The organism is Paraburkholderia sp. Cy-641, from assembly GCF_011752945.1.
Taxonomy (GTDB): Bacteria; Pseudomonadota; Gammaproteobacteria; order Burkholderiales; family Burkholderiaceae; genus Paraburkholderia.
This window is the reverse complement of sequence record NZ_VWWM01000018.1, coordinates 60,508-75,907: the sequence shown is the minus strand read 5'-3', so window position 1 is coordinate 75,907 and position 15,400 is coordinate 60,508. Positions and strand designations below refer to the sequence as shown.

Here is a 15,400-nt window from a genome sequence, read left to right as displayed (position 1 = left end):
GCGATGCTATTGCGCTGGCTGATCCGCCATCTCTGTACGACACCTGCCGAGCAGCGTGTGGTGCTGCATGCGCTTCACCAGTACCGACTGCGCATCCTGGTGCCGTTCGGGGAGCGTGATCCGCACTGGTCGTTCGACCGACGCATCACCCGCAGCGTGCGGCTATCGCTGCTCGTCGGACTGCTGGTCGTGCACGTCGAAAGTCCGCAGGTTTTTGCAGCGGCCTGGATCGCACTGCCGCTCGCCCTGCTCCTGGCGTTGCTGCGACTCAGCGGCGCCCTGTGATAGCGAACCGCTCAACCTCAATCAGGCCACGTTCATGAACGACGTCATCTCCGTGCTCAATGCGCTCTTCGCTGCAATGCAGGCGAAGGGCACGAGCCTGCAGACGCTCTTCCTGTCCGACGGCATGGATCTGCTCGCTGCGCTGGGTCTCGTCATGGCGACGTGGCATGTGTTCCTGTGGCTGCTCGAAGGCGACTTCCCCGGCTTCTTCGCGAACATGTTCCGGCATCTGATCCGGTGCGCGGTAATCCTCGTCATGCTCACGGCGTGGTCGGGCACAGTACACGGCTATTTCGTCGACAACATGCAGACGATGGCATCACGTGTTTCCGGTGGCGAGGGCAATCCCGGCGATCTGCTGCGCGCGCTCGTCAATGCCGCGTCGACCATCATGCAGGGCGTGCGGACCGAAGCCGCCCAGGTGTGCGAACAGGTGCCGGACATCTCGCCTGACGGAATTGTGATCCCGAACACTGACCATCAGGTGTGCGGTACGACAAGCGACGCCGGAGCGAATTCTGCGGGCCTGAACTCCATCTGGACACTGGTCAAGAACCTGCCGCTGATCCTGCTCGCGTTTCTGGCAAAAGCACTCGCGGTCATCGCGATCGCATTGATGACGATGATCTTCGTGGTAGTCGTGCAGTTCGGCTCGTTCCTGCTCGACATTGCGTTCTGCCTCGGGCCGGTGCTCATCCCCTGGTATGTCCTGCCAGTTGGTGAATTTCTCTTCGACGGGTGGCTCCGCTTCACGATTTCAGCAGGACTTTTCAAGGTCGTTGCATGGCTGATGATGGCCATCGTCAATGGCGGCGTACTACCCGGCATCCAGAGTCTCGTGCAGCAGGCCGCCGCGCAGAACGGGACGAACAGCGATGCCTATTACGCGACGAACTACCTCGCGATGCTCGCGCTCGCGCTGGTCTGCGGTGTTGGGGCTTTCATGATGTGGCAGGTACCCGACATCGCGAAATCGCTCGTGTCCGGCGGTGCCGGCGGCGGATTACGTGGCTTCGGGAAAGGCGTCATGGGGAACAAATTGACGCCCAATATTCTGAAATGAGGTCAGCGATGTTGACGCTCGTTGTGCTGGCTTGCGTAGTATGCGTTCCACGATGCATCGGCGTCTCGATAGTGTTGCTCATCAGCTTCGCGGGATTGCGCACGGTCCATCGGCGTCCGGCTAAGCGCAGCCCAAGCAAGAAATACTACTGCGCCGGCAAGCATCATCGCCACACCGAAATGCAGTGCGCCGACCTGATAGAGGACAAACGCCGAGAACAGCAGGATCGGCAGTACGAAATAGAGCAGGATGATTTTGAGCTTTGCCATGGCTGCACCCTCGCAGCAGGTGAACTGGATCCCAGTGTAGCACCGTGGGCATGCCCTTGCCGGAGGGGTTAGGTTATGCGCAAACGCCTGCTCTCTCGTAGCTCTTCTGACACTGAAATATCGGGTGCTGATCTTGCGCCTCCGCCCAACACGGGAGAGGCGGTCTCAGCCTGGTTTGCGGCGTTCCAGCGCCCCATCTGGGAAAAGCGTCTCACGGTCAAGGTGGCGGCGGCATTCGCACTGATTGCCGCTGGCGAATGCGCCGCGCTGATCGTGCAAGGTGCACATAGCGGCCCCCGCCCCTATTTTGTTGAACATGACGAAAAAAGCGGCGCGGTGTGGGTCTCGGACCGCTACGCGGAAACCTACTCGGTCACCGCGGCGAACAAACGCTATTTCCTCGTGAAGTGGGCCTCACGCGCGTTCACGATCGAGGCCGACAGCCAGGACACCCTCACGCGCCAGATACCGGCAGCCTTCGGCTGGACGTCGGGTGCCGCCACGCAGGAACTCGAAACCTACATCACCGTGACCGACCCGGTCGCACAGCGCGTTGTGCAGACACCCGGGCTCACCCGCGAATTCGTTGAGAACTCGACGTCGTTCTCGCCGGACGGCCAGGTGGCCTATCTGATCTTCACGCTAATCGAGAGCGTGAACGGCAAACCGTCCCGACCGCAACAGATGCTGCTCACGGCCAGTTTCCTGCTCGCACCCGAAACGCTGAAACCCGGTGAAGAGAAGGACAACCCGATCGGGCTGCGCATCACCCACTTCAGCCTGACGCCCTATGCAGGCGTCAATCCGGGAGCAACGCAATGAAGCCCGTCATACCTGCCGCGTGCATTGCCGCGCTGTTTGCCACATGCATAGGGACAGCCCGGGCCCAGGTCGCAACGTCTGGTCCCGTCCCCACCGCTCCATTACCAGCGAGTACAGTGACCGCCATCCCGCCGCCGTCATCCGTCGATGCGCGGCGCGCGTTAGCGCAACATCCGCGAGCCTCACACCCGTCCACATCCCGCACCCACATCAATGGCCCATACCCGGCGCCCGACGATTCGTCGCTCGTCGTCTATGACTATGATCCGGACTATCGGTATCCGGTACTCGTACGCACGAACGAGGAGACCCACCTGGTCTTCGGGCCAGACGAAGAGGTTGTTGGCGTCTACCTGTCCGATACCGGCAAACGATGGCTCGAACATACCGCGCTCACGAAGCGCGATGTGTTCATCGAGGCGCGCCTGCCAGCGCTCGACAATGCCGCCACGGTCATCACGACACGCCGACGCTACGAGCTGGACCTGCGCTCATCGGACAATAAAAGAGCCTGGCAACGCGTTTCCTGGCACTACCTGGATACCGATGCGCAGATGACAGCGGGACAGGTCTCGCCTTTCGGTCTCGAATATCCGGGCAACGCTCCAGCAGCAAACACGATCGGACAACCGGACGAAAGTACGCAAACGAGATCGTCCGCACCAGGTCAGATGCACCCGGGCCGCCCACGCATTGCGCTCGATCATGCGAACTTCGACTATCGCGTCGAGGGCAACACGCCCTTCGCGCCTGTGACGGTCTTCGACGACGGACGGTTCACCTACCTGCAGTTTCCTCAACACGCCGAACTGCCGGCCATCCTGCTGATGGACGACAAGGGACAGGCTGAGATCGCGAGCTGCATTCCACTTGGTAACGACTTCTTCGAGGTGCAGCAGATCGCAACATACGGCCTGCTACTGGAACGTGGCAAGGAGGAAGTACGGGTCTTCAACGGCCGCGGTCACGGCTGCGGACTGTTTGGCTGTGACTCGGCCCACATGAAGAACATTTACGGAAAGCCGTAACCATGCCCGCCCCGGAAAACAGCAGTGTTCCGCTCACGCCCGAGCCAGCCAGGCTGACCCGCATCCGCCGCAATCTCGCGAAAACACTGGTCATTGCCCTGTGCTCGGCGTTGCTTGCAATCGTTCTCGTCCATGCGCTGTCTCACCCGCACGAGACGGCTGCTGAACGGCGCGAGCGTGAGCAGATCGAAGCGGATGCGCGTCAGCCGAAGGCTTCGCCTGACGCGATCCGAAAGCGCCTCTCAGATCAGCACAGCCTGGCGCTGGCACGCGCGGGTAATGCGGCGTCGGGCGCGAGCGCCCCGCTCGGCGGCACACCGCTTGATGGCATTCCCAAAGGTGCACCCGGAGACGAGACCGGACCACTCCCCCGAAACTATCGGACTGCCGGCCAGTCGTCCGGCACGGGAGATGCCGATCGTCTTGCACAGCAACGGCAGATCGAAGCCATGCAGAGCCAGTCACTTGTCGCTTACGAGGATACGGCCAGTAGCGCAACCAGTAAGGCCAACGGGAATGGTCTTCCGCCCGAGCACATCGCGAACAGCCTGGCACAACTCTCCAGCAGCCAGGCCGCACCAGCCAGTTCCCCACCGGATGGTACGTCCGGCTCAATCACCTCAGGTTCGTCACCAGGCGGCGTGTCCAGCGCCACCGATCGGCACAACGCAGACTGGATCAGACAACAGGGAGAGGAACCCGACGACGCAAGGCCATTGATTCCGGTCCCTATCAGTTCGCCCTACATGGTGATGGGCGGTACGCCAATACCTACTGTGATCCTGCAGGGCGTGAAGAGCGATATGCCCGGCACATTCCGCGCGATGGTCGATCGGGACATCTACGACGGCATCGATGGAAGCTGCAGGCTGATCCCGAAGGGTACGCGGATTCTGGGCCATACGAATAATGACGTGGCGATCGGCCAGGATCTGATGCTGATGGCCGCGACACGGATGATTTTTCGCCACGCAACGATGCGTCTGGACGGACTGACCGGCAATGATCCCGATGGCGAAGCCGGCGTCACTGCCGACGTCAACAACCACTTTTTCAAGATTTTCGGGTCTACATTCCTGATCGCGGGCGTCGCCGCCTGGATCGGCCACAACCAGAGCCAGCCGGGCGGCACGACCATCAATGTCAATGGCGGTATGTCGACCGATCTGTCAGGGGCGGCAGCGCAGTCGCTGTCCCAGACCACACAGACCATCCTTCAGCGCAACATGAACATCCAGCCGACGTTGAGGCTGGAACCGGGTCAGCGCATTACGTTCATCACGCAGCGCGACATGATGCTGCCACCCAACATCACCGATGGGAGCTGCAAACGATGAAACATCCCACCACCGTGCTTTCTGCGGCCGCGCTGATTGCTGGCTGCATGCTTCAGTCGGCTTGTGCCGAGCAGCCCCCCGTATCGGGACCGGTTTACGACTTTGACTGGCATTTGAGCGGCGCTGCCGAAGCCCGGCCATATCAGGTATTCGACGACGGACAACGAATCTATTTGCAGTTTGACGATCCGAAACACGTGCCGGCGGTTTTCGCGGACACGCCGGCGGGTCTTGTACTACTGCACTGGCATCCCGATCCACCTTACGTGATCGTCGACCAGATGGAACCGGCGCTGGTGTTTCGTGCCACCAACCAGGAAGCCCGTGCGGTACGTGTCGCGCCGCACGGGCCGCCGCATATCGCCCATTTCGGCGATGCTTCCCCTACGCAGACTCCGCCTCCTCGTACAACCGCTCCATAGTTTTCGGCGTACGCGTTTTTCGACAAGGTCATCCGATACCGTCGCCGCTGAACTGCTTGCGCGGCGTGATACTTGCCGCAAGTGGAAAACAGCAAGCAAACGGCGCCTACCAGCCGCTTTCCGCTGCACGCCCGAGCCAAGTAACGCTCCCCCGAACGACTGGTCCACTCCGAAACCCGCCCGATGCTTAACGCGCACACGTCAGCCTTTGCGGACGTTCGCCGAGGGTCACGTTCGGATCAGCAGTATCGCGGATTGCAGACGTTGGCGGCATCGAGTCGTGAGACCAGCTTCCTGCATCGATTAATTCACACCTTCGGTAGAGTCGAGATGTGGCGCGGTAGCAGTAGGTTCGGTTTGTCTGTTGCCGCCTCTTTCGTCTGGCGGTGCCCGAATAGCTTCCCCTTAACCCCGTTTCCACACCCCGCTCATCGAACCGGACGTGCAGATCTCCCGCATCCGGCTCTCGGACAGGACATCACGCCTTCGTACACGGCAGGTTCACACCCATGGTCCAGTCAGACGCACGAGACCGAAGTGCCCGTAGAGGTGCGAGGATGGATAACTCCCGCCCCTGCGACGCCTAAGCTTGTACTTGTTGCGTAACCACCGACGCAACCGCGCAGCGGTGTAGTTGTCGAGCGCCCGATACGCGCCGGTCCGTGCCTACGTTGAAGTAGTTCGCCCAGCCGCGCAGCGTGCGGTTCAATTTGTCCGCCAGTTGCGTGGTCTCTTGCCATACCGTCTTCAGAGCGGTCATTGCATGAATCTTTTCGACCATGCGCCGGATACTCTTCTTCGACGGGCGCATGCCCATGCGGGCCTGCCCAGTCGTCGCCGAGTACAGCCGCCCAAACGTATACTCCAGGAAGTCGAATTCACCTTCCGGCATCTTACAGATTCGCGTCTTCTCCTCGTTGACCGTCAGCTTCAGCTTGCCCATGATCTCACGCAGTCGCAGCAAGGCCTCTTCGGCCTTTCCTCTCTTGCACAGGATCACGAGATCGTCCGCGTAGGTCACAATGCGACTGCCAAGACTGCGCTGAAGTCCGAGCTTCTTCCACGCCAGCACAAACCGACGCATATAAACATTCGCCAGTACAGGTGAAATGGGTGAGCCTTGCGGAATGCCCCACCGGCTGTCCCGGGCCTCCGTCGTCCGATTCTTCCGGCCTCGGTCATCGGTTTCTTCCACGGGACATTCCAGCCACATCTTGATCAGATGCAGCACACGCCGATCAACGATGCGTCGCGCGAGCGACAGCATCAAGTCGGCGTGTGGAATGCTGCCGAAGTAGTCCGCGAGGTCGGCGTCAACAACGTCCGTTTGCCCCCGGTGCAGCCGTTCCTCCACCGCGATCACCGCCTGCTGGGCATTACGGCCCGAACGGTAAGCGTACTGCTCTGGCGGAAGGTCCGCTTCGAAGATCGGTTCGAGCACCAGCATCGCTGCCGTCATGCACACCCGATCACGCAAGGTCGAGATGCCCAGCGGCCTCAGCTTGCCATTGGCCTTCGGTATGAACACTCTTCTGATAGGGTCCAGCCCCAATTAAATCGGACCGAGCTCAGCCGGTTTCTGCCACTCGCCTAATAAGCTTTAACAAAATGAAGATCGTTGTGCAGACGAGCCTGCGGTGGGACCTGCTTCCTCGCGAGATGGGCTGCGGCAGCGGCATGAGTTGTTGGCGTCGCCTGCGTGACTGGCGGAAGGCGACATCTGGGACGAGTTACACGAGGTACTCGTTGCGCGGTTACGCGCTGCCGACCAAATCGATTGGTCTCGCGTCATCATCGACTCCTCTTTAATCCGTTCTGTGGGCTCGGGTCAAAAACGGGACCGAATCCCACGGAACGCGCGCGCCCCGGTTCAAGGCATCACCCCATCACCGAAGCGCAGGGTATCCCGCTCGCGGTGATACTCATTGTCGCCAATCGCGACCACGACAAATATCGACGTTCATTACATGCCGTCGGCATTGCAACTGAAATCGCTCGGTGCGGTCGGCCTGGAGCGAACTATCTCATGACTGCACAACTCGCAGCCTCTGTCGCTTGAACGACCCGAGGTTTCGATAGTGGTTTACCACGCTTGCTGCTCGTGCTCGGGATAGCCTCGACCAGAGGGTTGAGTTGAGTGACGTCGTGACGCTAACTAAGTCTTCGTCGTCTGACGTGCCCAAACTCCATACTTGCAGACGTTAGCGAACTACACCTTATCGGAAGATAAGATGTAGTTCAACATGTGGAGAACGGAGAGATTGAAATCTACATCCTCGGTCGACCTGCGTAGTGCTTAGTCAGCCGCGATATAGATACTAATCACATCCACGAGCCATTCAATCTTGATGTTCAACGCAAGCGTATTCGCTTTCGGCGCCGCCTCTCGGGACACTTCAACATCGGCCGGTTCGCCTGCGACCACTTCGAACGAATGGAAGGTTTTCGCTGGCAGAGTCAGCTCGACCGCTATGTCGTAAACAGGCAGGACATTTTTGATCGGACGGCGCGGAGCCGACGACACATTGATGAGATGAAGCATGAAACCCTTCTCGTTCCCACTGTTGGTACGTGTCAACGAAATCTGCACAGAAGGGGGCGCGTTTGTGACTACGGGATTTTTTCCTTCAAGAAGGTACTCCACGGCGTTTCCTAGAAGCGTGTCGAAGTCGAGATGGCCATGTCTCCTGATATTCCGATCAATATCACCAGGAAAATAGATCGACCGCCCCCTTCCAAACGTATTTTCCACAGCCGTTGTATAGGGAGATTCCATTGACCTGAGCCACGACTTTTCAGGTGGCTGCGGAAAGATGGGCGGTAGATACGTCATTAGGGATTTCGCATTGCTTCCGGCTTCCACCTTCACCAACGGGCATTCCCCCCAATTGGCGGTAAGGTTCGTTCGCTCAAATCCTTGAAGTACCGGATGGTTAGGTTCCGAGACCCATTGATACCCCCAATTTGAGACGTCGATCGAAAGTCCCGTATACGAACAGCCGAATACATCGTTCAGTTCAAAGTCGTCACGTGCTTCGCCCGTCTCCGTGCGGAGAGACGTTCTCCCTGTCGCGAGCACGCGGCCTCCGTCCTTCACGAACGAGCGCACGACCTCGGCGTGATGTTCCGAAAGAAGCTCACCGTTGGGGATGATGAGAAGGGTCTTTCCTTCTAAACTCTCCGGCGTCAGATCTACGTCCAGAACGAAATCGTACTGGATATGCCGATCTTGGAGACATTGCTCAAGCCCGAGCAGATGAGAGAGATAATGATCTTTTGCACGGCCTCCATCATCGCCACGGAAAAAGTTAGTCCGCTTTGAATAGAAAATGGACGTGGTGCACATCGAAGTCTGATTGTGCAACTTGTCATCGTGCCGCTTTATTAACCGGAAAACGTCACCTACTGCGGACTCGTTGCGTCGATCATAGGTCACACCCGGATGCATTCCGTTGAAGGTGCAATCCCAAAGAGACGCACCTGTGCTGATAGCTTGCCACATCCAGATCCGCAACTCTGCTGGTGAGTTTGATACATACCTCAGCTCGTTATCTGTGCCAAGATGTCCGAACAACATTACCGGTGTTTTCTTGGGTGCAAGGGATTTCATGAACTTGCCGAGCATGGAAGGCGCACTAAGCGGTTCATGATTCGAGACAAACATAGGCGTTACCAGAAAGTCCATTGAATCACGGATCTGGTAGATGTCTTGACTCGCATTCAAGTAGTAGTCGTAGAACAATCCCAAAATCTCAGCGCAGAATATTTTGTCCTCTCCGAACGCCTTGATCTCTCGCTGAAAATTTATCAGATGCTTTTCTAGATTCCCGGCCTTCCACGTTCGATACTCATCGTATTTTATGTCCTCGTAGTCACCTCCACGCGGGAGTTCCTTTCCGGTGTCACGCAGATACGCGCTACGGCAACTTTTGCAATAGCACGCACCGTACTGCATCGGCGCGTTCTCCCAGATACCATCAATCTTGTAGTTGCTGAGAAGATATCTACCAAACTCGAAAGCGTGCTCGTTCCTGTACCAGCTCAGATAGCAAGGCATGTAAAGCGGTTCGGGCAAAGCTTTTCCCTTATAGCGGAAGGTATGCGGATCGCCGTTCTCGTCGAGCGCGAACACATCGGGCCGCTGTTCATATCTGTGTCTCTCTACTCCGCGGAAATCAACCCGAGCAATAACTCGAATTCCACGCGCGTGGCACAGTTCCGAAATTTCTCCGAGAATATCTCGCTCTCCGAGCAGCCGGTTATGGTTCTTAAGATCCAACGGATTCTGAAATAAATCGATGATCCCGCCGGCATTGATAACGAAGCAGTTCGCTTCAATGGATTCCAAATATTCAACGACTGCTTTTGCGTCGTATCTCTCAATGTCCGGTTCGCGGAGCACTGTCTGACAAATCCGGAGCTGTCGGTTGAACCAGAGTTGCTGTTCCATCGTCTACTATGCCTCAGAGAAAGTTTAGGAAACTGAAACTGCATCTGCTACCGGGAAACGTGCCTCTTATTTTTAATCGAGGCGTAAAACGTTCGGGTTGGTCGAAATTGCGGGGAATCTTTTAGAGATTAAGGGATCGTGGCCAGGGATTATCAGATCTGGGCCATCTGCCAATTGTTCAATTAGTTCATAGCCTCGTTCAACATCGCGCTCGCTACTGAGAAGTGGAAAAGGATTGCGTGTTCGTATATTCGCCCATAAGTGCGATGCGTCACTGGCCAGTACGAGCCAACCTTTTCGCGTACGTACCCGCACAACCTGCATTCCAGGGGTATGACCTCCGACTAGGTGGAGATAAATACCTGGGACCACCTCATGGTCGCCTTTCAGGAACACGACACGATCAGAATACGTCGCTTCTACGACGTCTTGTACGTGCTTGACCCGATACGGCCGCTGGTTCGCCTTAACGCACATGCATGCACCAACGCAATAGTGCATATCTGCTTCCTGCAGAAGGAAGCGGGCCTTCGGAAAGAAGCCGATGCCGCCAGCATGATCCCAATGCATGTGGGTCAGAATGACGTTCGTAATGTTGTCCGCATTGACGGCCAGATCTTGCAGTAGGTCGCGTGGAGAGGTAAACGGAGCAACATTGGATTGGGCGCCCGCCTCCATGTCGAATCCCGTGTCGACCACAAACTGATGATCGCGGTTCCGAATCAGGAAGACGAAGAAGTCCAAATCACTTACAGCACCACTTACACGATCTGGATAACGGAAGTTCCGCTGTTGGCTCCGGCCCGTTGAACGTGCAAAGCGAAGAGCGAAAACTTCAAAGACAGGAACGTTGGACACTTCTCCTCCTTATTTATCGAAGCGTGACGGGCCGGCGTCTTCATCGAGGATATCGCTGATAGAAGCTTCGGTAACAGGTGTCCTGATCATCAAATACGTGATTACGGCACCGAATGCGCTCATCGCAGCACCAAGCAATAATGTCGCGCGGAATGATCCGGTGATATCCACGGATATTCCTGTGGCCAGAGGGGACAGCGTAGCGCCGATAAAAGCCATGAAATTGAACGTTGTGACTGCCGACCCGACCAAGGCCTTTGGGAACAGGACTGTGGGAGCCGCCCATTGTCCGACGACTATCACCATCAAGAAGAATATTGTCGCGAAGCTCGCAATCACTGCCACATTCGCGGTTGGAGCTAGCGCTACAACAATGTTCGAAAGAGACGCACCCGTAGCACCTACAATCAGCGGCGCCTTTTGACTGTTAAATGGACTCCAGCCCAAGCGCTGCAACCACTCCGAGAAGAACCCTCCCGCGAAGGTCCCCAAAAGCCCACCCAGAAATGGCACTGCGGCGTAGATGCTAGTTTTTCCAGGATTGAAATGAAATTGGGTTTCGAAGTAGAGCGGTAGCCAGCCTGCGAAGATCCAGAACGTCCACCCAGTCGCAAAACTGCCCAGCATAAGCCCCCATGTCGTTTTGAAATGAAACAGTGAACGCCAACGAGGGAACGTAATCGGTCTTGAAGGGCTAGTCATTTCGTCGCCAGCAATCCGAGACCTTTCCTCATCGGTGATCTTCGCTTTCTCAACTTCGCGATATGTAATGAAATAGATAGCTGCGATAAGCATTCCTACCATACCCATGAAGATGAACATCCATCTCCAACCAAATTCGAGCATCAATGGAGTAAGCAGCAACGGAGCGAGCATCGGTCCCAACGGGCTCGCCGAGACATAGCAAGCGCTTGCGAGGGCACGTTTGCGAGGCGAGATCCAACTAGAGACGACCTTCGCGTTGCAAGGAGGAATCGGCGATTCAGCCATGCCAAGAATCAGCCGCGTCAACAAAAGTGGGAAGAACCCTCTTACCAAACCTCCGGCGGCTTCAGCAAGAGACCAGATAAAGATAGCCGGCGGGGCAAGTTTTCGAGGGCCGAACCGGTCGACTAAGAAGCCCGAAGGCATGTTGCAGAGCGCGTAAGTAAGCGACCATACCGACAGCAGAACTCCAATTTGGGTTGCATTGATTGCTAGGTCAGAACGAATTTTCAGCGCGCCAACGCTTATAGTGCTTCGATCAAAGTAGTTGATCAAATTAGCGACGAAGATCAGAAATACATACCAGATTTGCCTGCGTCGAAGTTTTCCCTCTGCAGCGTCGTGAAGTCCGGCGCTTTTTGCGCTTAAATCGCTCACGTCTCGTCTCCTCCTTTTGACGCAAATCCGAGAGTCATTTGACCCAGATATATCTGCGCATTGTATGACCGTGTCTTCCTGGACTACCTGCCTTCTCTTTAGTTACTCGTTCGGTGCCTCTCGTGAAAATGTTTCAACTCACTTCTCGTGCTAATAGATTAGCAATGCAAATTACTATTCTCGATATATCATCGAGGATGAGCGGTGCAACTATAATCAACCCGTGGTAATTAGGAGTGGTTCCGCAGCACCACCATACGGCACGTCGCGATGTCCGTATCGGCGCACACGCAGATTGGCCTGCTCTCCGTGCCCAGCGAATCCTTCGAGCGCGCATAGACGAGAACAGTATTCGCCGACCAATGTCGATGCCTCGTTGGTCAGCACCTTTTGATAGGTACACGTTTTGATAAATTTCCCGACCCACAGGCCACCTGTATAGCGCGCTGCCTTGCGAGTGGGCAGCGTGTGGTTTGTGCCGATCACTTTGTCGCCATATGCAACGTTCGTCCGGGAACCTAAGAAGAGTGCGCCATAGTTGGTCATCCGCTCAAGGAAATATTCGGGGTCCCGCGTCATCACTTGAACATGCTCCGAAGCAATCTCGTCAGCAATACAAATCATCTCATCGTCCGAATCAGCAACAATCACTTCGCCGAACTGGGACCACGATTTTTGCGCAATTACTGCGGTCGGCAAGATAGCAAGCAGCCGTTCAACTTCAACCATCGTTTCTTCGGCGAGCTTTCGAGATGTGGTCAGCAGAATGGCGGGCGAATCAGGCCCATGCTCAGCCTGTCCTAATAGATCGGTCGCACACATTTCTGCATCCACCGACTCGTCGGCGATCACCAGGGTCTCGGTCGGGCCAGCAAAAAGGTCAATGCCAACTCGACCAAACAATTGCCTCTTTGCTTCGGCGACGAATGCGTTTCCGGGGCCGACAACGATGTCGACGGGTGCGATGCTGGAAGTGCCCAGCGCCATCGCTCCAATCGCCTGAATGCCGCCCAGACAGTAAATTTCATCCGCACCGGCCATGTGTTGAGCTGCAACAATTGCGGGAGCCGGCTTCCCGTTGAAAGGTGGCGCGCATGTCACAATACGGGGCACGCCCGCAACACGCGCGGTAATCACTGACATGTGCGCAGACGCCAATAACGGGTACTTTCCCCCGGGCACATAGCAGCCGGCGGCATTGACCGGGATATTGCGGTGCCCAAGAATGACGCCTGGCATCGTCTCGACTTCCACGTCCAGAATGGAATTGCGCTGATGTTTAGCGAAGTTTCCCACTTGCTTCTGAGCAAATTCGATATCCTTAACATCTCGCTCAGAAAGTTGACCAAGGCAATCGTCAATCTCGATTTGCGTCAGACGATAGCTTTTCCGGTCAAGCCCATCGAAGCGGATTGAGAGATCCCGTACCGCAGCATCGCCGCGTGCTTCGATATCTGCAAGCGTCGCCTCTACGATGTCACGAACCTGTTTTGCCGCAGAACGAAGCACTGCCGCTTCGACGCCGCGTTTAAGCCATGTCGCCATGCCAACTCCAGTGCAAAAGTTAGATTAGAAGATACGCTCCTGCATACGTATGCAAACCATTGCGCATTGCATTCGTATGCAGCTCCATGTTTAGGATCTGGCTTCTATGTTTAATATCGAATCACGAACTCGGGATCAGATCTTGAAAGAGTGATCCGGACGGGCAGTTCGAATTCCTCTCCTTATGGCGCCCGGATTTCGCCCGGATTTCCCACCCGGCAACGCACGACGTGGTCGAGTTTTGGCCTTCTTCCGTTTTTCTTACAAACACTCCGACATTTTCCTTAAGCCCTCCAGTGGGGCCATGGAATCTGGGGACGTGGCAATAGTGCATAGGACCGCCTAGGATCGCCTATGATCGCATCGCGTGGTTGCCAAGGTAGTGCCTCCCAGTTCGGCATGGCGTGATTTGTAGTGACGATTACGCTTCGAAGAACGTTGCCGAAACGGTAGGGGGAAGTGTATGAGTTGCCCGCGGGGGCGAGGAAAGACGACTTTTGGCTACCGGATATAAAGAAGCGTTCTGTCAACGTTTACCCTTGAGGCCCGCTTTCCGCGACGGAATGCCAGTAGCTGTAGCCATTCCCGTCGATCACACCCGTTTTGGGTCGACGCGCCGAGTTCCGCACTATGAGTTCGCCAACGACCTCGTCATGAGATGGTGCCTCATGCATTCCGTTCAATTGCGCGAGCACCTTCGAGACTGCTCGTTTGAGCATCGCATCAAGGGGCTGACTAAATGAGGTCAAAGAAAAAATTGGCCAGCTTGCCATTTCGATATTGTCGAAACCCACGATTGATAGATCCGTACCGATTTCATATCCGTATCGTTTGCTCGCGATGCTAATCGCCGCCAAAGCCATGTGATCGTTGGCGCAGAAAATTGCATCCGGCGGCTTCTTCAGCGAAAGGAGTGAGATAACTGCCTCTTCCGCACCCGCTGCCGTGTACTGGCCGACACGCCGCGTGATGTTTCTCACACCCTGCTCTTCAAGATATTCAACGAAGCCCTCCTCTCGGTCGCGACTTGTCGACGAGCCCGGAAGCCCAGCGACATAGGCATAGCGATGGTGTTCTCCTGCGTGCAGAAACGCAGCTATGGTACGCGCCCCGTAGACGTTCTGACCGGTGACAGTAGACACCGCCTCGCTGTCGGTCCTGCGATTCACCATCACGACAGGTAGTCCAATCTGCATGCATTCATCTGCAAATCGCGATGACAACTGGATTGAGATCAAAACAAGCGCGTCCACGCGGTAGCGCAACACATCTTCCAGAATCGGATCCGTTCCTAGCAGTGGATCGCTGGGGAACATCAGCATGCCGTAGCCAACTCTTGAAAACGCCGTTGCCAGTGCATTAAGTGCCGCAAGATAGAATGGGTTACCGTTAGCTGGTACTGCCACGCCGATTAGATGAGAGCGACGCGTAATCAGCGAACGCGCCACGAGGTTAGGCCGGTAGCCTAGTTGGTTCGCCGCTTTCAGGACCCGTTCTCGAGTACCAGGCGATACACTAGCGCCTGGGGTGAATACGCGCGAGACGGCAGATTGAGAAACACCCGCAATCTTAGCGACGTCGTGCGCAGTCACGTCGCGGCGTTTTAATTGAGTGTCAGACATCGTTGGCCGGAGAGGAACATGGGAACGCAGCATGCTGCGGCATCATTTAACAGAGTATGCCTGATTGGCTCAGACAACCGGCCGGATCTTGCAAGGGTCGAGGTATCAGGTCTTTCAGCTATTAAACGTTGGCATGAAGCAAACAGGAGAGCGTAGTGCCCTAAAACGGCTCGCTGCATTCGACGTGGCGGGAGCTGGAAACGTGACTATGGCGCCGGCTTCCGCTTGATCGGGCTGTGTTTGGTTAATGAGGGCGTAAACAGTCAATTCTGTTGCGTCGTGCCTAGCCTCGTCCCGTGCTCTTTCTCGATCGTCTTTCAACGCGACCCACAGCGCA

Annotated in this window: 13 protein-coding genes and 2 pseudogenes; 7 read left to right on the top strand and 8 right to left on the bottom strand. The window is 56.3% G+C overall.

The genetic code is table 11. The features are described 5' to 3' along the window. Nucleotides 1-3 precede the first annotated feature (3 nt). Both F3J20_RS12010 and F3J20_RS12005 read left to right on the top strand, forming a co-directional pair. On the top strand, nt 4-285 hold the full coding sequence (locus F3J20_RS12010; protein ID WP_167283463.1) for a hypothetical protein: 282 nt from the start codon (nt 4-6) through the stop codon (nt 283-285). Nucleotides 286-319: 34 nt separating this feature from the next. Further along, nucleotides 320-1,348, top strand: a complete 1,029-nt coding sequence (locus tag F3J20_RS12005; protein ID WP_167283462.1) for a type IV secretion system protein — start codon at nt 320-322, stop codon at nt 1,346-1,348. 2 nt (nt 1,349-1,350) lie between these two features. On the opposite strand, the gene F3J20_RS12000 is transcribed toward F3J20_RS12005, so the two are convergent. After that, nucleotides 1,351-1,617, bottom strand: coding sequence for a hypothetical protein (locus F3J20_RS12000; RefSeq protein WP_167283461.1), 267 nt, complete (start codon nt 1,615-1,617; stop codon nt 1,351-1,353). A gap of 75 nt (nt 1,618-1,692) precedes the next feature. Between F3J20_RS12000 and F3J20_RS11995 the strand changes: the two genes are divergently transcribed. The 4 genes from F3J20_RS11995 to F3J20_RS11980 all read left to right on the top strand — a co-directional run bounded on the left by F3J20_RS11995 (nt 1,693) and on the right by F3J20_RS11980 (nt 5,226). After that, nucleotides 1,693-2,439: a VirB8/TrbF family protein gene (locus F3J20_RS11995; protein ID WP_167283460.1), complete on the top strand. Its 747-nt coding sequence runs from the start codon at nt 1,693-1,695 to the stop codon at nt 2,437-2,439. A gap of 116 nt (nt 2,440-2,555) precedes the next feature. Beyond that, the gene (locus F3J20_RS11990; protein ID WP_345889877.1) at nt 2,556-3,467 is read left to right on the top strand and encodes a TrbG/VirB9 family P-type conjugative transfer protein; all 912 of its coding nucleotides are present in this window, start codon (nt 2,556-2,558) and stop codon (nt 3,465-3,467) included. Nucleotides 3,468-3,469: 2 nt separating this feature from the next. Next, complete coding sequence (locus F3J20_RS11985) at nt 3,470-4,804, top strand: TrbI/VirB10 family protein (RefSeq protein WP_167283458.1); 1,335 nt, start codon at nt 3,470-3,472, stop codon at nt 4,802-4,804. Further along, entirely contained in the window at nt 4,801-5,226 is a 426-nt protein-coding gene (locus tag F3J20_RS11980) for a TrbG/VirB9 family P-type conjugative transfer protein (protein WP_167283457.1), read from the top strand. Before F3J20_RS11985 ends, F3J20_RS11980 begins: the two co-directional genes overlap by 4 nt. Before the next feature lie 583 nt (nt 5,227-5,809). Here F3J20_RS11980 and F3J20_RS11975 read toward each other — a convergent pair. Continuing rightward, complete coding sequence (locus tag F3J20_RS11975) at nt 5,810-6,754, bottom strand: reverse transcriptase domain-containing protein (RefSeq protein ID WP_345889876.1); 945 nt, start codon at nt 6,752-6,754, stop codon at nt 5,810-5,812. Nucleotides 6,755-6,843: 89 nt separating this feature from the next. On the opposite strand from F3J20_RS11975, the pseudogene F3J20_RS31840 reads away from it, so the two are divergent. Next, nucleotides 6,844-7,162, top strand: a pseudogene (locus tag F3J20_RS31840) (IS5/IS1182 family transposase); the annotation flags it as partial. A gap of 116 nt (nt 7,163-7,278) precedes the next feature. On the opposite strand, the pseudogene F3J20_RS31835 reads toward F3J20_RS31840, so the two are convergent. From F3J20_RS31835 to F3J20_RS11950, 6 genes and pseudogenes are all read right to left on the bottom strand, one after another. Then, nucleotides 7,279-7,374: pseudogene (locus F3J20_RS31835) on the bottom strand (IS5/IS1182 family transposase); the annotation flags it as partial. A gap of 148 nt (nt 7,375-7,522) precedes the next feature. Further along, on the bottom strand, nt 7,523-9,676 hold the full coding sequence (locus F3J20_RS11970; RefSeq protein WP_167283456.1) for an alpha-amylase family protein: 2,154 nt from the start codon (nt 9,674-9,676) through the stop codon (nt 7,523-7,525). 72 nt (nt 9,677-9,748) lie between these two features. Then, nucleotides 9,749-10,534, bottom strand: coding sequence for an N-acyl homoserine lactonase family protein (locus tag F3J20_RS11965; RefSeq protein WP_167283455.1), 786 nt, complete (start codon nt 10,532-10,534; stop codon nt 9,749-9,751). Between the two features lie 9 nt (nt 10,535-10,543). Continuing rightward, entirely contained in the window at nt 10,544-11,896 is a 1,353-nt protein-coding gene (locus F3J20_RS11960) for an MFS transporter (RefSeq protein ID WP_167283454.1), read from the bottom strand. Nucleotides 11,897-12,112: 216 nt separating this feature from the next. Beyond that, on the bottom strand, nt 12,113-13,441 hold the full coding sequence (gene hisD / locus F3J20_RS11955; protein ID WP_167283453.1) for a histidinol dehydrogenase: 1,329 nt from the start codon (nt 13,439-13,441) through the stop codon (nt 12,113-12,115). 533 nt (nt 13,442-13,974) lie between these two features. Further along, nucleotides 13,975-15,063 carry a LacI family DNA-binding transcriptional regulator gene (locus tag F3J20_RS11950; RefSeq protein WP_167283452.1) on the bottom strand — a complete coding sequence of 363 codons (1,089 nt, stop codon included), beginning with the start codon at nt 15,061-15,063 and terminating at the stop codon, nt 13,975-13,977. Between the last annotated feature and the right edge of the window lie 337 nt (nt 15,064-15,400).